This is a genomic window from Streptomyces ortus, assembly GCF_026341275.1.
Taxonomy (GTDB): domain Bacteria; phylum Actinomycetota; class Actinomycetes; order Streptomycetales; family Streptomycetaceae; genus Streptomyces; species Streptomyces ortus.
Genome location: NZ_JAIFZO010000002.1, coordinates 30,929 through 50,006, shown reverse-complemented (window position 1 = coordinate 50,006; position 19,078 = coordinate 30,929). Strand labels below are relative to the sequence as shown.

26 protein-coding genes are annotated in these 19,078 nt (G+C 71.0%); 24 read left to right on the top strand and 2 right to left on the bottom strand.

Going from position 1 to position 19,078, the window contains the following annotated elements:
• Positions 1-16: 16 nt before the first annotated feature.
• From K3769_RS03065 to kilB, 18 genes are all read left to right on the top strand, one after another.
• Positions 17-415, top strand: a complete 399-nt coding sequence (locus tag K3769_RS03065) for a hypothetical protein (RefSeq protein ID WP_267024887.1) — start codon at positions 17-19, stop codon at positions 413-415.
• Positions 416-558: 143 nt separating this feature from the next.
• Positions 559-849: a hypothetical protein gene (locus tag K3769_RS03060; protein ID WP_267024886.1), complete on the top strand. Its 291-nt coding sequence runs from the start codon at positions 559-561 to the stop codon at positions 847-849.
• Positions 850-930: 81 nt separating this feature from the next.
• Positions 931-1,107 (top strand): hypothetical protein, encoded by a 177-nt coding sequence (locus tag K3769_RS03055; RefSeq protein ID WP_267024885.1) that lies wholly within the window; start codon positions 931-933, stop codon positions 1,105-1,107.
• Between the two features lie 156 nt (positions 1,108-1,263).
• Positions 1,264-1,500, top strand: coding sequence for a DUF5999 family protein (locus K3769_RS03050; protein ID WP_267024884.1), 237 nt, complete (start codon positions 1,264-1,266; stop codon positions 1,498-1,500).
• Positions 1,501-1,602: 102 nt separating this feature from the next.
• Complete coding sequence (locus K3769_RS03045) at positions 1,603-2,448, top strand: hypothetical protein (protein WP_267024883.1); 846 nt, start codon at positions 1,603-1,605, stop codon at positions 2,446-2,448.
• A 319-nt stretch (positions 2,449-2,767) separates the two neighbouring features.
• The gene (locus K3769_RS03040; RefSeq protein WP_267024882.1) at positions 2,768-4,324 is read left to right on the top strand and encodes a DUF2637 domain-containing protein; all 1,557 of its coding nucleotides are present in this window, start codon (positions 2,768-2,770) and stop codon (positions 4,322-4,324) included.
• Positions 4,325-4,464: 140 nt separating this feature from the next.
• Positions 4,465-4,950 carry a hypothetical protein gene (locus tag K3769_RS03035; protein WP_267024881.1) on the top strand — a complete coding sequence of 162 codons (486 nt, stop codon included), beginning with the start codon at positions 4,465-4,467 and terminating at the stop codon, positions 4,948-4,950.
• Positions 4,950-5,258, top strand: a complete 309-nt coding sequence (locus K3769_RS03030; RefSeq protein ID WP_267024880.1) for a hypothetical protein — start codon at positions 4,950-4,952, stop codon at positions 5,256-5,258. The genes K3769_RS03035 and K3769_RS03030 overlap by 1 nt, the downstream gene beginning before the upstream one ends.
• Positions 5,259-5,387: 129 nt before the next feature.
• Positions 5,388-7,988 carry an ATP/GTP-binding protein gene (locus K3769_RS03025; protein ID WP_267024879.1) on the top strand — a complete coding sequence of 867 codons (2,601 nt, stop codon included), beginning with the start codon at positions 5,388-5,390 and terminating at the stop codon, positions 7,986-7,988.
• Between the two features lie 25 nt (positions 7,989-8,013).
• Entirely contained in the window at positions 8,014-8,433 is a 420-nt protein-coding gene (locus K3769_RS03020; protein ID WP_267024878.1) for a conjugal transfer protein TraB, read from the top strand.
• Positions 8,434-8,515: 82 nt separating this feature from the next.
• Positions 8,516-10,654, top strand: a complete 2,139-nt coding sequence (locus K3769_RS03015; RefSeq protein ID WP_267024877.1) for a chromosome segregation protein ParM — start codon at positions 8,516-8,518, stop codon at positions 10,652-10,654.
• A 76-nt stretch (positions 10,655-10,730) separates the two neighbouring features.
• A complete protein-coding gene (locus tag K3769_RS03010) occupies positions 10,731-11,291 on the top strand; it encodes a DUF6197 family protein (RefSeq protein WP_267024876.1) in 561 nt (186 codons plus the stop codon).
• Positions 11,292-11,452: 161 nt separating this feature from the next.
• Positions 11,453-11,701: a hypothetical protein gene (locus K3769_RS03005; protein WP_267024875.1), complete on the top strand. Its 249-nt coding sequence runs from the start codon at positions 11,453-11,455 to the stop codon at positions 11,699-11,701.
• A gap of 263 nt (positions 11,702-11,964) precedes the next feature.
• Positions 11,965-12,435, top strand: coding sequence for an RRQRL motif-containing zinc-binding protein (locus tag K3769_RS03000; protein ID WP_267024874.1), 471 nt, complete (start codon positions 11,965-11,967; stop codon positions 12,433-12,435).
• Between the two features lie 16 nt (positions 12,436-12,451).
• Positions 12,452-12,769 carry a hypothetical protein gene (locus K3769_RS02995; protein WP_372514857.1) on the top strand — a complete coding sequence of 106 codons (318 nt, stop codon included), beginning with the start codon at positions 12,452-12,454 and terminating at the stop codon, positions 12,767-12,769.
• 44 nt (positions 12,770-12,813) lie between these two features.
• Positions 12,814-13,293: a Pycsar system effector family protein gene (locus K3769_RS02990; protein WP_267024873.1), complete on the top strand. Its 480-nt coding sequence runs from the start codon at positions 12,814-12,816 to the stop codon at positions 13,291-13,293.
• 138 nt (positions 13,294-13,431) lie between these two features.
• The gene (locus K3769_RS02985) at positions 13,432-13,950 is read left to right on the top strand and encodes a hypothetical protein (RefSeq protein ID WP_267024872.1); all 519 of its coding nucleotides are present in this window, start codon (positions 13,432-13,434) and stop codon (positions 13,948-13,950) included.
• A gap of 19 nt (positions 13,951-13,969) precedes the next feature.
• A complete protein-coding gene (gene kilB, locus K3769_RS02980) occupies positions 13,970-14,344 on the top strand; it encodes a plasmid transfer protein KilB (protein WP_267024871.1) in 375 nt (124 codons plus the stop codon).
• 140 nt (positions 14,345-14,484) lie between these two features.
• On the opposite strand, the gene K3769_RS02975 is transcribed toward kilB, so the two are convergent.
• Entirely contained in the window at positions 14,485-14,859 is a 375-nt protein-coding gene (locus K3769_RS02975) for a peptidase inhibitor family I36 protein (protein WP_267024870.1), read from the bottom strand.
• Positions 14,860-15,051: 192 nt separating this feature from the next.
• On the opposite strand from K3769_RS02975, the gene K3769_RS02970 reads away from it, so the two are divergent.
• Together K3769_RS02970 and K3769_RS02965 are read left to right on the top strand one after the other, a co-directional pair.
• On the top strand, positions 15,052-15,384 hold the full coding sequence (locus tag K3769_RS02970) for a hypothetical protein (RefSeq protein ID WP_267024869.1): 333 nt from the start codon (positions 15,052-15,054) through the stop codon (positions 15,382-15,384).
• Between the two features lie 90 nt (positions 15,385-15,474).
• Entirely contained in the window at positions 15,475-15,792 is a 318-nt protein-coding gene (locus K3769_RS02965) for a hypothetical protein (RefSeq protein ID WP_267024868.1), read from the top strand.
• Positions 15,793-15,948: 156 nt separating this feature from the next.
• Here the strand turns inward: K3769_RS02965 and K3769_RS02960 are convergent, their stop codons facing one another.
• Positions 15,949-16,467: an excalibur calcium-binding domain-containing protein gene (locus K3769_RS02960; protein WP_267031225.1), complete on the bottom strand. Its 519-nt coding sequence runs from the start codon at positions 16,465-16,467 to the stop codon at positions 15,949-15,951.
• A 273-nt stretch (positions 16,468-16,740) separates the two neighbouring features.
• Between K3769_RS02960 and K3769_RS02955 the strand changes: the two genes are divergently transcribed.
• From K3769_RS02955 to K3769_RS02940, 4 genes are all read left to right on the top strand, one after another.
• Positions 16,741-17,442, top strand: a complete 702-nt coding sequence (locus K3769_RS02955; protein WP_267024867.1) for a GGDEF domain-containing protein — start codon at positions 16,741-16,743, stop codon at positions 17,440-17,442.
• Positions 17,439-17,906, top strand: coding sequence for a hypothetical protein (locus K3769_RS02950; protein WP_267024866.1), 468 nt, complete (start codon positions 17,439-17,441; stop codon positions 17,904-17,906). Before K3769_RS02955 ends, K3769_RS02950 begins: the two co-directional genes overlap by 4 nt.
• Positions 17,903-18,475 carry a WhiB family transcriptional regulator gene (locus K3769_RS02945; protein WP_267024865.1) on the top strand — a complete coding sequence of 191 codons (573 nt, stop codon included), beginning with the start codon at positions 17,903-17,905 and terminating at the stop codon, positions 18,473-18,475. Before K3769_RS02950 ends, K3769_RS02945 begins: the two co-directional genes overlap by 4 nt.
• A gap of 169 nt (positions 18,476-18,644) precedes the next feature.
• On the top strand, positions 18,645-18,992 hold the full coding sequence (locus K3769_RS02940) for a hypothetical protein (RefSeq protein WP_267024864.1): 348 nt from the start codon (positions 18,645-18,647) through the stop codon (positions 18,990-18,992).
• The last annotated feature ends 86 nt before the right edge of the window (positions 18,993-19,078 follow it).

The following is a 19,078-nucleotide window of genomic DNA, read 5'->3' as shown; positions in this document are numbered from 1 at the left end:
AAAGGGAACCCACCGCATGCCCAGCATGACCGACGCCACCATGCCCGTCACCGCCACCCGCCCTCAGCTGCCGCGGCGACCGATCCCGCACGAGAAGACGCCGGACCGTCCCACGCCGACCAGCCCGCGCCCTCACCCCCGCACCGTCGGCGGACACGGCGACTGCGAGGTCGGCCCTCGCCGGCCCGGCGCGATCTACCAGAACGTGACCGGCGCCTTCGAAGTCCTCGCGCTCATCACCGATCCGCGCGAGGCCGCGCAGCTGCTGCGCCGCGACAGCGCGAAGTGGGCGGTCATCGTCCGCGATGTGCTGCGTGCCGACGGCGAGCCGTTCGCGGTCGGCACGGTGTGGACCACCGAGGACCACCTGGTCCGCGAGGCCAAACCGACCACGGTATACGCCCCGGCGGCCTGACGATCCCCCACGGTCCCTCTCCCACCCCGCCAACGCGTCGGGTGTGGAGGCGGGCCGTGGCTGGCCGTCCGGCCCGCCACGGCGACAGCCCCGGAACTCTGACCTTCCGGGGCTGTCCTGGTCAGCAGGAATTGGAGTTCCATATGACCGCTCAGATCATGGCACGGCCCCGCCCCGGCACGGCAGGGCCCGACGACGCAAACCGTCGTCTCGGACAGCACCTCCTGGACGTCGTCCGCCGCCAGGACGCCGCGATCCCCGCCGAACGGCGCGCCCCGCGCACCGTCGCGGAGATGCGGGCCCGGCTCGCGGAGCGCATGACCGATGACGCGTGCGGACTGTGCGGGTTCTGGCGCTGCCGTTGCAGTGAGCAGAGCATCGCGACTGCACACCCGGTGTCGGCCCGCTCGGCAAAGACAGAGGCCACCCGATGATCCTCACTCTCACCGACGCGGAGCGCGAGGAACTGTCGCGCAAGGTCAAGGAAGCCAACAAGCGGTCCGAGAACCGCCCCCGTGGCTGAAGACCTCTACGACCGCTACCAGCTCGCGTATGGCGCGCACCGCGCCCATCACGGCACCTGCACCGCGTGCACGGACACCGAACGCTGCCCGGCCGGGCAGCGGCTGTACGGCACGTTCGCCCGGCTGCAGGAGTCCTACCTCAACCGTCAGCGCGCACAACGGTGCTGACGATCCGACCAGCCCGACACCGCCACCTCTGTCGGCTGCCTGACCCGCACGGCCCGGCCACCGCACCCCCTACGCGATGGGCGGGCCGTGCGCGGTCCAAGGGAGCCACGCAGCCCGCGCACCCTCACCCCACCGTTGACCTCTCGGAGGTTCTGCATGCGCACCCTCACCCCGCCGGCCACACCCTCCCGCCAGCCCCGCAGCCTGTGCACGCACAAGCAGCCCTGCCCGAGCGCCGCCAGCCCCGACCAGGAGGCTGCGGTCGTCATCGCCGCGCACCCGGAGCAGGGATGGAGTCTGCTGTGCAACGGCGCCCTGCTCTTCGACGACACCGGCGTGCTGGCCGACGGCCGGGTCATCGACCCGCACCGGCCCTTCACCGCCACGGCCTGACGGCTGACCGTCACCGCCCGCACCTGCCCGCCGACCACGGCGGCCGGGGGTCGGGCGATGGCGGTCGGCCGGACAGTCCGGCCGGTCCATGAGGAGGATGCCATGGCCCACACCCTTCCGCTCCGGGCGCCGCTGGACGACAACGGCCTGCCCCACCACGAACCGGCACCGGCTCCCGTGCCGCCCCCGGCTCCCGCTCTCGTGACAGAGACCGAGGCCGGGCTCGGGGGGCGCGACTACAGGATCACTCCGCAGGGCATGACCGAGATCTTCGCCCGTCTGACGCCGTATCTGCCGCCGTACCTGAAGGCGGTGCAGCATCACCCGCACTACCTCCGGTTCGAGTTCGCGCCGTTCACGGGACGCGAGCCGGAGCCGTGTGCTCCGGCTGTCCGCCGCGACCCGAAGCTCGCCCACGGGGCGGACGACGAAGCCGAGCGGGCGTTACGGAACGCGGCCGTCGGCATCCTGGAAGACCTGTACGACCAGGCCCGGGGGAAGTGGAAGAACGCCGCGTACGTGGCGGACCTGAAGCAGGTTGTCGGGGATGCCGTCACCCGCTGGCAGACGTACGAGCGGGAGCTGAAGGCGCTGGAATCAGCGTCCGGCTACCTGCGCACTCCTCAGGCTTCCACGGAGTGGATGTCGGCGCTCTCCCGCCTGGTCGACGCGCAGGAGCGGGCCCTGGCCGCGGCTTCCGCGTTCGACGACCGGGCATGCGAGATCGCCCGCGTCCACGACACGCACCTGTACGCCGACCTCGGGCACGACGCCGCCCTCGAACAGGCCGGCTACCCCGAGGCCAAGCACTGGCACATCGCATCCGCCGACACCTACGCCACCTCCTGGGGGCCCGGCGTGCCGCTCACGGAGCAGGTACGCCGCCTCATCAAGGACCAGGACACCCACGTCGCCAAGGTCGCCCGCCTGGCCGGCACGGCCGGCTGACGTAAGCCCGCTCACCGGCCCCCTTGCAAGCAGCCCGCTTCGGCCCCACCGACCGCTGTTTCGAGGGCGGCCGTCCCTGTTTCGGGAACGGCCGCCCTCGTTTCGCGCACGCCCTGAACCGCCCCTTCCGGAGGACCTGATGACGCTCACCGACTGGCCGCGCACCGCGGCCGAACCTGCCCCCGACCCGGCGCCGCCGACCGCCGTTTCGGGAACACCGACGCCGGTTTCGCAGACACCCGCCGCCGTTTCGGACGCACCGGATTCCGTTTCGCAGACGACAAACGGAACCGGAACCACGTCCGGCGGCGACCGGCTGATGACGGCCCTGTCGATCGCGGTTGCGCTCGGCGGACCGCTGATCGGTGTCATCGGCTTCGCGATGTCCTACGACACTCTCTCGAAGAAGGCCGCGAGCTGGGGGTTCAGCGAGCAGCTCGCACCCTGGTTCCCGATCGGCGTGGACGCGTCGATCATCGTGTTCCTCGCGCTGGACCTGTACCTGATCCGCAAGGACACCCCCTGGCCGCTGCTGCGGCTGGCCGCGCACGCCATGACCGGCGCGACGATCTGGTTCAACGCCTCCTCGCAGGGCGAGATCGGCGACGACGTCGTCAAGGCCGCCAGCCACGGCGTGATGCCGTTCCTGTTCGTGATCGGCGTGGAAGCCGCCCGGCGCCTGTTCATCAAGAAGACGCAGCTCGAAGCCGGTACGCACACCGACCGGATCCCGCTGCAGCGCTGGATCCTCGCCCCCGTCGCCACCCCGCGGTTCTACCGCCGGATGCGGCTGCACAACGTCGCCTCCTACCCGCAGATGATCCGCCGCGAGCAGGACCTCATCGGCTACAAGCAGTGGCTCACCCGCAAGTACAACGGCGACCTGTCCAAGGCGTCCGAGGACGAGCGGCTGCCGATGAAGATGGCCGCCCACGGCTACACCGTCGCCGAAGCCCTCGCCCTGCCGGAGCGGCAGGAACGCGAGGCAGAGACCCGGGCGGAGGAGCAGGAGCGCCGGCGTCTGGACGCGGAAACGCGCCGGGAGGTCGCCCGCAAGCGCGCCGAAGCCGAGCGCCTGGAAGCCGACGGCGAGCTGGAAGCCGTCCGCGCCCGGGTGGAGGGCGAGACCGGCCAGGCCCGCGCCCATGCCAAGGCACAGGTCGGCGCTGCCCAGCGGGCCGTGGTCCTGGAAGAGCAGGCGCTGGAGACGGCCGTCATTGCCGAAGCCCGCGCCCGCGAGGCAGAAGCCGCCCGCCGGGAAGCCAAGGAGCGCGAACAGAAGGCCGCCGCTGATCTCCAGACAGCGGTACTGGAGAGGCAGGCAGCCGAGAAGCGGAAGGAAGCAGCGGAGGCCGACCGGGTGGCCGCGGCGGAAGCTTCGGCGATCGAGACGGCCGCCATCGCCGAAGCCCGCAAGGTTGCTGCCGAAGCCGACCGGGCCGCTGCCGAAACGGCACGGGCTGCTGCCGAAACACGGCGCGCTGCCGCCGAAGCCGACCGCCGCACCCAGGAGGAGAACACCCGCCAGGAGGTCGCCCTCGCGCAGCGGCTGGCGGCCCGCGAGGCTGCTGCCGAAGCCGAGCTGCGTGCCGCCGAAGCGCGGCTGGCCGCTGCCGAAATCGAGCGGTCCGCGGTCGAAACCGAGGACGCCGCACGGCTCACCCCACGTGAGCGGGCGGTGCGCAAGGTCGCCCGCATGACGTTCGCGGCCGGCCTCACGGTCGACGGCCTGGCCGCTGAGGACGTCCATCACGAACTGTGCGACCTGATCTCGATCGCCGATGTCCAGCGCGAGCTCGCAGTGTCGTCCACAGACACCGCGTCCAAGTACCGCCAGGAAGCCGCCGCCCTGATCGTGCACGGCTACCGGCCCTGATCCACCCGGACTGTCCCGACGGTTCCGCCGGCCCCCGAAGTGAAGCAAGCACCTCGGGGACACGGCGAAGGCGCCGTAGACGCCACCTGCACCTTTTCACCCCAGCGCACCGCCCCACCACCCCGAGGAGACGCCCCGCCGTGACCAGCACCAACGATCCGAACTACTCGCCTCTGCGTGATGTCGCGCAGTCCCCGGCGGCCACCGCCCGGTACCTGGCAGATGTCCAGCGGGTCCTGCTGGACATCGGCAAGAACCTAGAGACCCTCGCCCACGAGACCCGCGTGCACCTGCGCGACACCCACGTGGAGGGCGACCGCTGGTACCAGGCCCAGCTGCGGGCCCGGCCCGTCGAAAAAGCCCTCGCAGACGTCCTGAAAAACCTGAACAGCCTGACGGCGGGCCTGGAAAAGAGCGCCTACAAGCGCCGCGCCCACGACGAGAAAGTCGTGAACGTGGCACGCGAGAGGAAAACAAAGGAACTGGAAAAGGAGCGGAAGAAGCACCCGCAGATCCCGGCCGCACCGAATTACCCCCCGCAGCAGGGAGGACAGCAGAACCCCGGGCCTGCCTATAGCGCTCCCGCGTCGATTTACGACCTCGGGCAGCGCAGGGAATCCGCGTAATGGCCCGCCCTCTCAGCAGCGTCGAACGCTCCATTCAAGGGCGTAACACCTGGCTGCGGGAAGAGGAACGCAAAGCGATCGAATCACGCGGTGAGATGGGCCGGATGGAATTCTGGCTCCGCGTCACCCGCTCCCAGATCGCCAAGGACGTCAAAGCCGGACGCGAGGACGTCCTTACCGGATTCACCAGCGTGTGCCGCCTGTTCAAGCTCGCGGTCGACAAGCGGGCGCAGGGCGACGCGCGATTGTGGAACCACCTCATGCAGTACGCGAAGCAGGTGCTGGACCAGCACGGCCCGCGTCACTGAACGTCACCAGCGAAGGCCCCGCCGGGCTCCGGCGGGGCCTCGCGCGCGTAAAGCGTGCACACGTGCACGTGCACACGCGTGCACACAAAACCTCACGTTCTGTCAAGCCCTCTTGGAGGGAGGTGCACCGTGTCCGACGCCGACGAACCGAACGGGAACCTGGTCCGCGGCCCCTGGGGCGGTGATTCCTCATACGCCCCGCCGCCCACCCCGGACTTCGCCGACACCATTGACCCGCCGGACGAAAACTCTGACATTCCGCCGGAGTCGCCGGAAGAAACCACCATGGAACTCCCGGCCATTCCGGCCCAGCCCGACCCGCGTTCCGCACTGCGCTCGGAAGGAATTCCCTCCGCTGATCCACAGGCCGACGATGCCGAGGCGGAGGAGGGCGAATATGAACAGCCGCGTTCTCTCGCCGACCGTCTCGGAGACTGGCTCGAATACCGGATAGAGGTCGGCCGCTCCCGTATAGAAGGCGATTCGGCATTCCGTGAAGCGGAAATCGCGCGGAAAGTCGCTCTGCTGGAAGCGCAGACCGAGCGGGAAACCGGGCTGATGGAGGCGCAGAACAAGCTGCGCCAAGCCCGGGTGAAAGCGCAGGCGGACCGTACGGCGGCGCGCGGTAAATCCGACGCGTCGGCGGCCGGTTTCGGCGCGGACAAGGGCCGCGGTAAAGGATCCGGTGGCTCGGGTGGGGGTCGCTCCGGCGGCTCCGGGGCCAGCGGGGGCACGGGCCGCGGCCCGTCTGGCGGGCGCGGCACGGGAGGCGGCAGCGGCCGTGGTCCCGGCGGTGCCCGCGATACGAAAGGCCCCCACAAGGGCGCTGATCGCCCTGCCGGCGGCCGCAAGAACGGTGCGGCGAACCAGCAGACCGGTGCCGGCGGCAAAGGCCGCCAGAACCGCCCTGACGGTTCCGGGGGCCCGAGGAAAGGCCGCCAGAACCGTCAGGACACTCCCGGCAGGAAGGACTCCGCCAGGGGCGGCTCGAAGGACAGCGGCCGCAAGGACGGCAAGCCGTCTCCTGTTGCAGATGCCCGGTCCGAGCGGGCCCGCGGCCGCCAGGAGCGGACAGCTGCCCGCCAGGCAGCGCGCCAGCAACGCCGCGGCGCGGACCAGGCCGCCAAGATCGCGGACCGCAGCAAGGACCGCGACCACGCCCGCGCCGGCAAACAGACCGCACAGGAGCAGCGCCGCGAGCGGAAAGCCGAGAGGCAGGCTGCGAAGCAGGAGAAGCGGCAGAAGCAGCAGGCCGCTTCGGGCACTGATCCGGACCGCGTCACCCTGGGCACGGCCGTGGCGAAAGAGGCACGCGAGCGGTGGGAAAAGCGCCGCGCCGCCGAGGAAGCCAAGGCCAAGAACGACAAGAGCTCGAAGGAAGACAAAACCAAGGAGGACAAGGGCGGCGACACCGGCGCCAAGGATGCCAAGGACGCCAAGGACGGGCCCAAGGGTGATGCCGGCGGCTGGTCCGAGGACGATGCCGACCGGCTGCGCGAGCGCATCGCCGAGGAACGGGCCCGCCGCACAGAGAAGGACAGCGCAGAGAAGGACAAGGCCGCCAAGGACGACACCGGCAGCAAGAAGGACACGACAGACGGTACAAAGCCCGACGGCACCAAGCCGGACGGATCCGACGACGCCTGGTTGGACGAGGACGACCAGGAAACACGCGACCGGTTCGCCGCGGCACAGGCCCGCCGTCGTGCTGCGGAACAGGACGCCGCGAAGGCCGGTAGCGAGAACGCCAAGGGCACGACAGAGGGGGCCGCACAGGAAACCGCCGGCACCGGGCCGGACGGCTCCCAGCAGGCGTCCGGCAAGGACCAGTCTGCCAAGGCCGCCTCCGGGGGCGACGCTGACGAGTGGGACGAGTGGTGTGAGGAGGACGCGAAAGCCTTCCGCGACCGGCTCGCCTTCGAGAAGGCCCGCCGGGCCGCGGAGAAGGATGAGCCCGACCGGGCCGGCTTTGACGACGGGGACGACGACTGGACTTGGACTGACGGCGAGTGGACGTATGACTACGACGTCCGCTCCACCCATGTACGCGAGCGGGAAGAAGCGCAGCGGGAAGAGGCCCGGCGCGCGGAGGAAGCCCGGCGCGCGGAAGAAGCCGCGGCGCGGGCATGGCAGGAGACCGGCACCCCCACCCCCCACTTCTCCGGCCGTTACGCCCGGCCGCCCAAGCGTCACCCGCACCAGGACGACGACATCCACGACGGGGACTTCAGGGAGGCGGCAGAGGGGTGGGCGCTTCCACCTGCGCCGGAGCCACACACCCGCCGGCCCGGCACCACACGAGAGACCAGCATGAAAGGGAGCAGCGTGAGCGCGCAGGACAGTCTCGGTGTCCAGCATCAGACGGACATCACGTTCGACGAGTACCTGGTGGCCATGGTGAACGTCGCCCTCAAGGCGGCCGCCGATCAGGAGCGTGCGGAGACCCTGACGGAGGCGCTCGGCAAGGTCGCTGACGCGCTGCGGGACATGGCCGCCGATCTGGTGGGCGACCACAACGTTTCCACCGCCGTCACCAACCTGATCACCGATCTCGCTGATGCCGCCGACCGCATGAAGCGGCAGGCCGCACGGTGTGCCCAGCAGTGCGACCTGGCCAAGGAGTCGGCCCGGCTCGCGGCCACTCAGGTCGGTCGTGTGTACGGCGAGGACATGGCCGCCAAGGAAGACGCCGGCCTGCAGTACGCGTCGGCCGCCGCCCACCACGACTGAGCCCGATCTGAAAGGACGTCTGCTGATGAGCAGTGAACTCGCAACCCGCTCCGGCGCCGGGTCTCCCGCACCGGCCGATGGCGACAACCGGTACAGGTCCGTGCAGGCCAAGCTGCTACGGCTCGGCAAGGCCATGGACGACGCCACCCTCGAACTCGAATCGCTCAGGCGCAGCATGAAGGCCAACGCGTCCCGGACCGAGGACATCGCGGGCGACATCGCCAACGCCGACCTGGACGCCAAGTTCGTCGAACTGACGAATTTGGTGGCCGTCTCCCTGGGAGGCGCCGCCGTCGAGGTCCGCAAGCTGCACGACAGCGCGCAGGAGACCGCCGATCTCACGCACGAGACCCGACAGTCCCACTCGACGCTGTACGGGGCGCTGGACGACATCCGCTCCGGCCGGCGCGAGAAGACGCCGAAGCCGGCGTTCTTCAACCGCTGAACCCTCACCCCCCTCCCCCGCCACGGGCGGCCCCGCACCACGCGGGGCCGCCCGCCTCTGTTCCTGAAGGAGACACACGCCCATGGCCACGCCGCGCAGTGTCGCGCTCGAACGCCTCGCCTACACGCTCGCCGCGCCCGTGCTGGCCGTGGCCCCGAACATCACCCCCGACAGTCCCGTCAACCAGGTCGTGCAGCTGGCCGGCGCCGCCGGAGTCGGCGGCTGGGTCCTCGCCTACCGCGACGGCGGGCAGGGCTGTGGCCGCAAGATCCTGCGCTGGGCCCCGCTCGTCCTCGCGGCCGCCGTGGACGTGGCCGCCAAGACCACCACGGGCTGGGGGCCGTGGTGGCTGGACGGCCTGCTCGCCACCGGATGGGCGACGGCTGGTCTGCTGGTGCTGCCGTTCTCCCGGCACGCCCGCACCCGCCACCGCCCCGCCTTCGCCACCCCGGCCCCGCAGCTGCAGCCCGCCCCGGCCACGGAGGCGCCCCCGGCCCCGGACAACACGGACCTGCTCACCCGCGACGCCCGCCTGCTGTGGGAGGCCGCCGGGATGCCTGCCCGCACCCACATCGTCACCGCCACCCGGCACCCCGGCATGCAGCACGACCTCACGATCCTGCTGCGGGCCTCCGAGACCGGACGGCCGATCACCGGCCTGTCGGAGGCCGTGGTGGCCGCCGCGTTCGGCGTGCACGCCGACGACGTCGTCCTCGCGGACGTGGCGATACAGCCCGGCCGGCAGGGCGGGCCGGGCTGGATGGAAGCCCACCTCACGCCCGACGCCAACCAGCGGCGCCGCAAAGCGCCGACCGTGCAGGAACGCTGGACGGACAAGGTCGCCGGTCCGAAGGGCGGCGCCCCCGGCTCCGTCCTGGTCCACACGACCCGCGACACAGTGCGCGGGGTGACGTTCTACCGGGCGAGGATGGCTGATGGCACCGAGACGCCGCGTATCGACCTGGCCAAGGTCTGCCGCGGCCTGGGCCTGCCCGAGGACGACTCCTGCGTGTTCGTCCTCATCGACGGCACCGAGTTCCTGATCAGCGCGTTCGATGAGCCGCCGCTGTCGCAGATCTTCACCGCCACCCGCGACCTCCTCACCCCGGATGCGAAGGGCATGTACGTCTGCGGGTTCACCATCACCGGCCAGCCGGTGAAGACCATGGTCTACCAGCGCGACAAGAACGCCGCGGCCCACGGCCTGATCCTGGGTGTGTCCCGGTCCGGGAAGACACAGTATTTCGCGATCAACATGGCCGCTCAGTCCCTGGACGGCCAGGTGGTGTGGCTGTCCACCGTCCGCAAGGACGAAAAAACCACCGTCCTCGGGCGCTACATCGACCGGCAGGGATCCACCGCACTATGGATGGCCCGCCAGCTGCGCGCCGCGAAGGCGCTGTGTGAGATCCGGGCGGAGATGCCGTGGCCGCACGACGGCCAGCCGCACGACTACAAGCCCGGCGACTCCCGCTGCCCCTACCGGCAGCTGAACGTGTATGCGGATGAGTTCATGACCGCGGCGCAGGATGCGTTGTTCGGCGAGTTCATCCAGAAGGACGGCGACGACCTCACCGTCACCGGCCTGAAGTACGGCATCGGCTTCAACCCGGCCGGACAGTCCCCGTTCGCGCACAACGGGTTCTCCACCGAGATGAAGGACAACCTCCGGCAGAACTCCCGGCCGGTCATCTTCAACATGGGCTCGCCCGCTGCCACCCGCAAGGCCGCTGAAGGCACCATGGAGAACACCTTCGACGTGCCGACTATCCCGGCCCGCTACTCCCGCAGCGAAGGCTCCGCGATCGAGCGGGCCATGACCGGGGAGGCCGACCCCGAGAACGGCGTCTCCACCGGCGGTGTCGCCGTCATCGTCCTGGACAACGGCCGCGCCGTGCTCATGCGGTCGCTGTACGCGGACTTCGACACCGACCTCGCCGGGATCTTCCCCGACCAGGTCCACCGGCTCACCGACCACGAGATCCGCGAGCTGGAAAAGCGCGGCCTGTGGTTCGACTGGAACGAGCCCGTACGCCCCGGCGAGTTCTGGCCTGAGCCCGACGAAGACGACGACGGTGACGGAAAACCCCGTCGCCGCGGCGGCGGGGACGGCAGCGGTGGCGGCAAACGGCGTATCAAGTCCGCCGGCCACCGTGCCGAACCAAAGGTCACCTCACCCCAGCAGGCGCTGGCGGCCATCAAGAGCCTCAACAACGCCTGACCCGCCCCTGCACACCCGGCCCGCGCGCCGCGCCCCGACCTCCCGGGGCGCGGCGCCCTGCATTTGGGAGCTCCCGTTGACCACGCCAGCGTCCCTGTCCCCCACCGACTCCCAGCCCACGACGACCGCCCCGGTCACGGCCCGCGCCGCGCTGAGCCTGGAAGCCCGGTTGGCGGCCACCGACGCGGCGATGACCGTACGGCTGGACGAAGCCACCATCGCCTACGAGGTCAACACCGCTCACGCCTCAACGGTCGTCGACTTCGCCGACGTGGTGACCGTCCCGCTCACCCCCACCCTCCAACCGCCTGTCCTCCCGGCCCCGGCCGACGACACCTCCCCCGTCGCCGGGCTGCTGGAACGCGCACACCACCGCATGCAGGCCGACGGATGGTGCTCCGGCACCCTCACCGACGAAAACGGTGCGGTCTGTCTGCTCGGAGCGATCCGCAAAGAAGCCGGCGGCAACCGCGGCCTGGAGGCCGAAGCCAGCGCGGTGGTCCTGGACGCGATCCGCCGCCAGTTCGGCGACGACGTCGACTCCGTGCCCGCCTTCAACGACGCACACGGCAGTGGCGGCGCCCCGCTGCGGATCCTCGCCGACGCGGCCCGCGCCGCCGACGCCCGCGGCCTGTAACCCACCACCGCTCTCCCGCCTCGCCCTCCAGCGGCATCGAGGCGCGTAGCTGACTGCCGCGATCCATCGCGCGACGGCAGCCGTAGTGACCTGCACAGCCTCCCAGTGAGCGCCACGACCCACCCGGGCCGCGGCGCGGCCCCGACCTGAACGGAAACCCCATGAAGAACCTGAAGCCGAGCGAGTTCTGGACCGGCACCTACCACGGCCGCCACAACGGCCGCCCGGTCACGGTCACCGCCACCCGCGACGACACCCGCCCCCAGCCCTACGCCTGGACATGCACCTGCGGGGCCTCCCAGACCTTCCCCACCGAGGACGGTGTGGACCGCACCGCCTGGCGGCACACGCACCCGAGTCTCTGGGACCAGGTGAGGCAGCGGATCACCCGACTGCTTTCCAGGCGCTGAGACCTGACGTCCTGCCTGGTCCTCGCCCCCACACCTCCGTGGGGGCGAGGACCGGACAGGCCGCCTGGCCGCACGCACCACCCTGCGCCCCGCCGATACGAGCTACACGTCGGCGGGGCGCAGCGCTGTCCTCTCGACGCCCGGAGGAGATCACCTGTGCTCATTCCCCGCCCGCGCCGCCGGATCGGCCGGCCCCGCCCCCAGCGGCCCGGCCCCCGCTACCCGCAGCGCCCGGCCCGGCTGCCCGGCCCCTGGATCCGGTGATGCCCACGGCACGCACGAAACGCCCTCGCTGCCCGCAGATGATGCGGAAGCCGCGCGGCGCCAGCGGGCTGCCGGAGTACGACCGCGGCGCCTGCCCCGACCACCTCGCCACCCGACGGCAGCTGCGTGACCGCAGCGTCAGCCCCGGAGGACACGGCCCGGTCGGCATCCTGCGCTGCGCGCGCTGCCGCTACACCCCGCAGTGGTCCTGCCCGCCTGGGCACCGCGGCCGCGCCTGGCTCTACGACCTCCGGCTGACCCGGCCCAAAAGAGTCCCGACGCTCGCTCAGGAATGGGCGCTCGACCGGGCCATGGCCGCGAGAACCACCTGCCCCCGCTGCCGGCGCCGGTACGTGTACTGCCTCCCGCTGCGCACCCTCGGCAGCTGCCTGGAATGCGCGGAGGGCATCCCCGCCGACCCGGCCACCTACACGCTCCCGGCCGGCCCCGCACACCATCTCGCCGCCTGACCCAAGGAGACCCCTCGTGGCCCAGCCCCACATTGCCCGCCCCCGAGGTGAGCGTGCCCGCACCGCCATGCTCCTGGCGGTCGCCACCACCACCGTGGTCCGTACGGCAGCCGCCGTGCTGCGGGCCGGCCGCTGGCAGCTGCACGCCGACCGGCACCGCATCCACCTGCTCCCCCTCGCCGGCCACTCCTGCCCGAACTGCCGGGGCACCGGCGGCCGGTGGACGGGCGGCCCGTTCCCGGAGATGGAGGCCTGCACCTGCTGGTCCAACCGGCGCGAGCTGCACATCCGGCTCCTGCCGCCGGCCGGCCTGCCGGCCGAAGACCCGTTCTGACGCACCCGCCCTATTGCTGCCTGACGTCCTCAAGGAGAGCTGCCATGGCACTGCCCGCCCTGATCGTCCCTGACTACTCCAGCACCCACACCGACCACAACCTCACTGAGGCCTGGGCCGTTGTCAGCGGGGAGATTGCCCGCACCGACGGAAAGTCGTCCCTGCTGCTTGCCTTCACCGGCGCGGTGCTGGCCGGGCTCGCGTCTCTCACCGGCCGCCCGCTGCCCGCCGTCACGCAGGCCTTCGGCGCGGCCGGCGTCCTCGCCCTGGCCGCCGCCTCCATCCTCCTGCTTCTAGTTGTGCGCCCCCGGTTACGCGGAGGCGGCCTGGAGTCGTTCCCGGCGTGGGCACGGATGAGCGAAGCCGACATCCGCGAGGCGCTGCACGGCGACCTCCGCGCCGCCCGCATCCGCATCCTGTCCCTCATCGCCGTGCGTAAGTTCCGCCATCTTCAGCGCGCGGTCGACCTGATCCTCACCGCGCTCGCCCTGCTGCTCCTGGCCGCGATCGGCGCCCTGCTCTGACGGTCCCGTGTCCCGCCCCGCACCTTCGCCGAACCCGTCGGCCGGTGCGGGGCCGGGCGCAGGACCGGACAGCCCGGCCCTGCCACAAGGAGGCCTCCTGCCCGCTCGCACGAGGCCGCCGACCCCGAAGGGAGCCCCATGCAGGTCAATGCCTACGCGATCGGCCCGGCCCGCAGACCGGTCCTGGACCGGGTGTGCGCCATCGCCGACCAAGCCGCCCACCTTGTCGAGAACGAGATGGGTGTGTGCCTGCGCGGAGTGGAAATCCTCGTCACCGACACGTACTTCACCCGCCTCCTCGCCTGCGCAGAAGACGGCGCCAGCCTGTACGGGTGCACCGTGTACGGCCTGGACCGGATCATCGCCATCGCCAACGCCCAAGCCCACCTGAACGATCTGGCCGAGGTCGGCAAAACAGTCGTTCACGAACTCGTGCACGCCGCGCAGATGCTGCGCCCGGGCGTGCGGCGCGTCGAAAAGTTCCGCACCGAAGAATCCCTGTCCCGGCTCTCCGCACCAGCCCTGCAGCAGTACCACACGCGGTGGGACGACAGCGAAGCGCAAGCCTGCGACCTGGAGCGCCTCGCCGCCCACCTCGACCCGGCCGCCGGACCCGTCCGTGAAGCCCGCCACGCACCGATCCGCACCATCGTCTGAAGAAAGGACCGATGCCGAAATGGAGGTCGCGCTAGCCGGCCTGCTCGCCCTGGCGGGCACCGTGACCGGCGCACTGCTCCAACAGCGCGCCGAACGACACCGCGCACGGGCCGCCGACCAGGCCGCGCACCGCCAGGCGATGCGCGGGACGGTCGTGGACCTGGTGTCCGCGCTCAGCGCGCACCGCGAGCACCTCTGCCGCCGCTGGGAACTCGCCCGCGACGATGCCGCCACCGGCGAACAGACGGAAACGGAAGAGGTCCGGCTCGCCGGCCGTGCCTCGCGCGGTGCGGTCACCGCAGCCCTGTACCGGCTGCGGGCGCTCACCCGCGACGACGTCCTGCTGACCGCCGCCACCGCGGCGGTGGGCGCCGCCTACGCCGTCAAACCATAGGGCGAGGACCTCACCCAGGTCACCGCCGCCATGCAACGGCGCTATCAGCGGGCCATCGACGCCGACGACGCCGTCCTGACCCTCTGCGCCCGGCGCCTCAACCCCTGACCCGCCAGGCAGGACAGAACGTCATGCCTTGATCAGCACTCGCCACGCCAGACGAGGCTCTTCAGCTCCACTCCCGTCGGGAAGGAGAGCTTGTAGTCGCCCGGTCCCGGGTTGAAGTGCAGACACCTGTCCCAGGTACGGCCATCAAAGACCCAGGTGGCCTGGATGTGATCGGATCCGGGGCTGGGAAAGCCGTTGTTCATGATGAAGCCCACGCGCAGCGACCCGGACCAGTTGCCCTCAGTCTTCAGGATCGTAGGCCCGTGATAGCCGTCGGACGACCAAGCGCAGACGTTTCCTGTGGGGCAGTCCGGAGGGCTGGGCTCGGCGGATGCGTTCGGCGCGATGGCGATGACACCGAGGATGGCGGCAGAGGCAGCAAGAGCTGCGGAACTCCGCTTGCGCATGATGATCTCCCAGAAATGTGACGTATGAACAGGCTTCGACTCCAGCCGCCTTGGCGGCCAAGAAGTCGCCCCGAGCTGACGCCCCGAACCGTAGATCGCGGCAGGGACGCCGCGTCCCTGACAGATGTCAGGATGCGGTCTTCGCCGTCGATCCCCAGCAGGCGGGGCCAGCGACGAAAGGCCTCACGTCACGTGGACACGAACACCGCATTCCTCGCCTACGGCGTTCACGTCGGTGGCGACGGCCAGGAGGCTGAACGGATCGACGAAGTCCTGCTCACATTCAAGGACCGGTGCCCCAACGTGCACTCTGCGGTCGGCGGCTCCTGCCTCGGCGAAGAGGTCTTCCTGGTCGCCTACAGCAAGCAGGTCGCCTCCGGCGGACACGGTCGTGCGGCGGGCATCTCCCCGGAGCAGCAGGCCGGCTGGGACGTCCAACTCGCGGACTCGACCCGAGTCCTCGGCTACACCGGCAGAGCCAGCCTGCAACGGCCCGCCTGGCTGTGCTCCACCGAACTGTCCTGACCACCCCCAGGCCCCCGACCGTCCACAGTGACCGGTCGGGGGCCTGGGGGTGGAACCATTGCCCCACGCGCACAGCCCGGAGGAGGAGACATGCCGCACTTCAACGTCGTCACCTACCCCGCCGGCGAGTATGAGGACGCCCCCTCATTGGCCGACTGGTTCGACCCCGGCTTCGCCACCGGATACGAAGAGGACGCCGGCAACGTCTGCCCCACCGCGCTCGGCCGGTACGGGCACCAGGCCCTCTGCCGCGCCCGCGACGGCCGCTGGCTCTTCAACGCCTGGACTGAACAGGAAGACTCAGACACCTACGGATTCGTCGACGATGCGACCGCGAAAGCCTGGCTGCTCAACAACGGACATCATGACGCGGCCGAGCACTGGTTCGGTGAACAACAGTCAGCCTGAGCTGACACCAACCTCCCGAGACAGCACAGCTAAAGAGGCAAACCGGCCGCCCCGGGAGAATCGCTCCCGTCCCAGCAGGCCCGACCGCAGGTCAGGCCAGAAGGAAATGATCAAAAGGGCAGTACGAGGCGTCGCTTAGTCCTGCGGAGCCGCAGACTACGGCCCGGCGTACGGTTCGCAGGCGACCCCGTCGCCGTCACGGTCCAGGTGCGGCCCGTAACCCGGGTCCCCGCGGTACACCGGAGCCGCGCCGGCGTCCCGTGCCGCGTCACAGTTCTCGTAGTACACGTTGGCGTCCGGCGGTGGCTCCGCAGTGGTCTCTTCGCGGGTCGGTTCTGTAGTGGTTTCCTCACGGCGCGGCTCCCGGCTTGGTTCCGGGGCCGTCGTGTCTGGTTCCGCCGGACGCGGCGCGGACGTGAATGTGGGGCTGGCCGTCACAGGCTCCGGGGGCGTCTCAGCAGCGCTGACCGGGTCTGTCGGCGTGGCTGCGGGTGTGCTGGTGGGATCGGGCTCAGCAGGCTCTGAAGTCGTCACAGGGCTGGACGTGGCAGGTGCCCGAGGCTCTTCGTCCCCCGCGCCGCACGCCGCGAGGATGCCACCCAGCGCTACGAACAGCACGAAGAGACCCACAACAGCGCCGAGGACAGCTGTGAAGATCCGGCCCGGCAATCCCATTGCGGCCCACCTGCGCCGCGCCCGCCACATCCGCCCCCGCTTGTGCTGCCTGCCGGTATAGGCCATGGCCACTCCTGTTGAGCCGCGTCACCAACTCACCATCAGTGCAGCACGCGTCAGCATCCACCGCACGGCGATCTTGAAGCCCTCGCTGGCTCCCCTGTCTCTCTGACCACATCCATACACAGCAAGAGGCGCACCCCCGTGCCATGCAAAGCCGGGGTGCGCCTCTCCCATACCCGCCCCCGCAAAGGGCGAGAACTGGAGACCATCATGCCCGGACCCGGCGCCTTACGGCTGCCGACCCGCACACTCCTCATCACCGCGACCGCGCTGCCGCTCGCCCTGGCCGTCGTCGCCGACGACGTCCGGGTGCGGCGCCAGTTGCACACGGCCCGCCGGGACCCGCTCACCGGGCTGCCCGGCCGCGACATCCTCATGCACCGCATCGACCGCCTCGCGCACACACGCCGCGAGCTGCTGCACGTCCTCGTCTGCGACGCCGACGGACTCAAGACCGTCAACGACAGCCTTGGGCACGCTACCGGTGACGTCCTGATCGCCGCGGTCGGCCGTCGCCTCAGTACGTGGGCGGCCGGCCGGAGCGGGATCGCCGCGCGTCTGGGTGGTGACGAGTTCGGGGCCGCGGTGCTGATGCCGCCGGCTGCGGCGGTGCGTGAAGTCCTTGCGCTGCGCGAGGTGCTGGCGCAGCCCATCCGGCACGAGGGGCAGCTGCTGCACGGCATCGAGGGGCAGGTCCTGCGCCCGTCGGTGTCCATCGGTATCGCCCGCGCCACCGTCCTGCCGGAGGGGGTCGGTGCCTCGCGGATCCTGCGGAGTGCGGACGTGGCGATGTACCGGGTCAAGACCGGCGAGCAGCCGGTCGGGTATAGGGCGGCCCGCCGGGACGCGTACGTGCCTGCGGTGCACGGCCGCCGTCCTGGCCGTCCCGGCACCGCGCTGGCGGCGCGATGACGGCCCCGCTGCACGCCCCCGACTGGCTGCGCGGCATCACCGTCAAAGAACCCTGGGGGACGTGCATCGCGCGCGGCCGCAAGCGCGTGGAGAACCGGCCGAAGCCGTGGGCGCCGGGCTGGCGACTGCTGCATTGCGGGGCGGAGAAGACCATGGACCGGGCCGCTCTGCGCGACCCGCTCGTGGCCCGCACGATCCGCGGCCATCAGCTGCAGTTCAGCGCGGTCCTAGGTGTCATCCGGATCACCGGATCCCACGACTCCCGCACCGAGGCGGGAGACCTGTGCAGTCCGTGGGCGCAGCCCGGCTGCTTCCACCTCGACCTCGATGACGTCCACGTCCTGCCGCTGCCCGTGCCCTGCCCCGGAGCGCTCGGGCCATGGCGTGTTCCGCAGCCCGTCTTCGAGCAGGTCCTGCTCCAACTCCCCCACCTGACCGCACTGTTCCCGGAGGCCACGTCATGAGCCGGCCCGGCATTCCCAAGCCCACCGACTATGTGGATCTCGACCCGCGCTTCCCCTTCCCCCACACGCCCACCCGCACGGTCTGCCAGGAGAAGCCGTCCCTGTTCGACTTCGCCGCCGGTGACCGCGTCGCCGACCGTGCGGCGACGGAGAAGCGGCTGGCGCAGGCCGACGCGGCGTGTGCCGGCTGCCCGATCGCCGCCGCGTGCCTGCGGTGGGCGCTGGTCAACAAACAGGCCACCCGCACTGGGGTCTTCGCGGCCACCACCCCGAGGCAGCGCACCGTCCTGCGTGAGCGGCTCGCCGACCGCCTCGGACCCGACTGGATCGATGTCCTCGCAGCTCAGGACCAGAACCGCCGGGAGCGGGCTGCCGCGGCCCGCCACGATCCGCTGACGGTCTCCCAGTCACGGATCGTGCGGCTGGACCGTGACGTCAACGGGCCCCTGCGTCCGCGGCGGGGGCTTCCTGCCGTCCGGCAGCAGAGCAACCGCGCGCTCCTGGATGCGGCCGCCCAACAGCACTACGGCCGCGGGCTGCCCCGCCTGAACCAGCCCAAGTCGGCCTGACCAGCCGACACCCCCTGATACGGCCCGGGGCAGCCGTCGACCCCCGCGTCCGGCTGCCCCGGCTGCCATCCCCCTCCGCGCACTCGCGCACGTGGGGCGCACCCCCCTGGCTGACCGGCTGAGGGCACGCCCCACTTCCCCCGTCAGGAAGGGACGGAGGCCCTACGACATGACCACACACGGTGCCGGAGCGACAAGCACCCCGGCACTCCTGCGCATCGCCGAAGACGAACTGCAGAAACTGCGCGGCCAACTCGCCACGGCTGCCGGATTCATCCATGACCCCGCCCACGACCTGTCCGCCCGCCAGGCGCTCGCGCAGCTGCTGAAGCTGCCCCACCCGGTACTCTCCGGCCGTGCCGGACCGCAGGAACCCCACCCCACGCCTGATCCCGCTCCGTCGGCCACCGACCCGTACAGCCGCCATCGAGGAAGGACCGCCGCATGCCCTCCGTCGACCACCTCATCGGACCCGAGCGCACCGCCCGCGTCATCAACCCCCTCGTACGCGAGCTGATGCGCGACGACCTGCTGCCGGAACCGGATCGTCTGCGAAGGCGTCCTCGCCGGAGACCCGTGGTGGCTGGCCGAACCCGGCCAAGC

Bases quoted from the DNA above. Each gene is read 5' to 3' on its own strand.
- K3769_RS03065 (WP_267024887.1), top strand. From the start codon at position 17: ATGCCCAGCATGACCGACGCCACCATGCCCGTCACCGCCACCCGCCCT.
- K3769_RS03060 (WP_267024886.1), top strand. From the start codon at position 559: ATGACCGCTCAGATCATGGCACGGCCCCGCCCCGGCACGGCAGGGCCC.
- K3769_RS03050 (WP_267024884.1), top strand. From the start codon at position 1,264: ATGCGCACCCTCACCCCGCCGGCCACACCCTCCCGCCAGCCCCGCAGC.
- K3769_RS03045 (WP_267024883.1), top strand. From the start codon at position 1,603: ATGGCCCACACCCTTCCGCTCCGGGCGCCGCTGGACGACAACGGCCTG.
- K3769_RS03040 (WP_267024882.1), top strand. From the start codon at position 2,768: ATGACGGCCCTGTCGATCGCGGTTGCGCTCGGCGGACCGCTGATCGGT.
- K3769_RS03030 (WP_267024880.1), top strand. From the start codon at position 4,950: ATGGCCCGCCCTCTCAGCAGCGTCGAACGCTCCATTCAAGGGCGTAAC.
- K3769_RS03020 (WP_267024878.1), top strand. From the start codon at position 8,014: ATGAGCAGTGAACTCGCAACCCGCTCCGGCGCCGGGTCTCCCGCACCG.
- K3769_RS03015 (WP_267024877.1), top strand. From the start codon at position 8,516: ATGGCCACGCCGCGCAGTGTCGCGCTCGAACGCCTCGCCTACACGCTC.
- K3769_RS03005 (WP_267024875.1), top strand. From the start codon at position 11,453: ATGAAGAACCTGAAGCCGAGCGAGTTCTGGACCGGCACCTACCACGGC.
- K3769_RS03000 (WP_267024874.1), top strand. From the start codon at position 11,965: ATGCCCACGGCACGCACGAAACGCCCTCGCTGCCCGCAGATGATGCGG.
- K3769_RS02990 (WP_267024873.1), top strand. From the start codon at position 12,814: ATGGCACTGCCCGCCCTGATCGTCCCTGACTACTCCAGCACCCACACC.
- K3769_RS02985 (WP_267024872.1), top strand. From the start codon at position 13,432: ATGCAGGTCAATGCCTACGCGATCGGCCCGGCCCGCAGACCGGTCCTG.
- kilB (WP_267024871.1), top strand. From the start codon at position 13,970: ATGGAGGTCGCGCTAGCCGGCCTGCTCGCCCTGGCGGGCACCGTGACC.
- K3769_RS02975 (WP_267024870.1), bottom strand. From the start codon at position 14,859: ATGCGCAAGCGGAGTTCCGCAGCTCTTGCTGCCTCTGCCGCCATCCTC.
- K3769_RS02965 (WP_267024868.1), top strand. From the start codon at position 15,475: ATGCCGCACTTCAACGTCGTCACCTACCCCGCCGGCGAGTATGAGGAC.
- K3769_RS02960 (WP_267031225.1), bottom strand. From the start codon at position 16,467: ATGGGATTGCCGGGCCGGATCTTCACAGCTGTCCTCGGCGCTGTTGTG.
- K3769_RS02955 (WP_267024867.1), top strand. From the start codon at position 16,741: ATGCCCGGACCCGGCGCCTTACGGCTGCCGACCCGCACACTCCTCATC.
- K3769_RS02950 (WP_267024866.1), top strand. From the start codon at position 17,439: ATGACGGCCCCGCTGCACGCCCCCGACTGGCTGCGCGGCATCACCGTC.
- K3769_RS02945 (WP_267024865.1), top strand. From the start codon at position 17,903: ATGAGCCGGCCCGGCATTCCCAAGCCCACCGACTATGTGGATCTCGAC.
- K3769_RS02940 (WP_267024864.1), top strand. From the start codon at position 18,645: ATGACCACACACGGTGCCGGAGCGACAAGCACCCCGGCACTCCTGCGC.